The organism is Bradyrhizobium cosmicum (assembly GCF_032290525.1).
In the GTDB taxonomy this organism is placed as follows: Bacteria; Pseudomonadota; Alphaproteobacteria; order Rhizobiales; family Xanthobacteraceae; genus Bradyrhizobium; species Bradyrhizobium cosmicum_A.
The window spans coordinates 1-240 of record NZ_JASXTA010000548.1; the positions used below are offsets into that span (position 1 = coordinate 1).

Annotated in this window: 1 pseudogene; it reads right to left on the reverse strand. The window is 74.2% G+C overall.

What is annotated here, in order from left to right:
* Nucleotides 1–240 (reverse strand): annotated as a pseudogene (locus tag QSV46_RS40880) (serine hydrolase); the annotation flags it as partial.

Below are 240 nucleotides of genomic sequence, written 5' to 3' on the forward strand. Positions count from 1 at the left end.
GCGTGGCTCCCGCCCAGGCCGAACAGCGTCACGGTGACGTCCTTGCGCGCGCGGTCGAGGCGATAGTCGAGCGCCCAGGCGATCAGGCCGGCGCCCGGCATCGCGGACGTGGTCTCGGCGAATACCCGCGCCGGGTCGAGGCCGGAGACGAAGGTCTCGGTGCAGAGCACGCTGGCGACGAAGCCGGTCGCGACCTTCGGCACGTCGCGGGCGCGGGCGACTGAGAGCGCGAGCGCACCG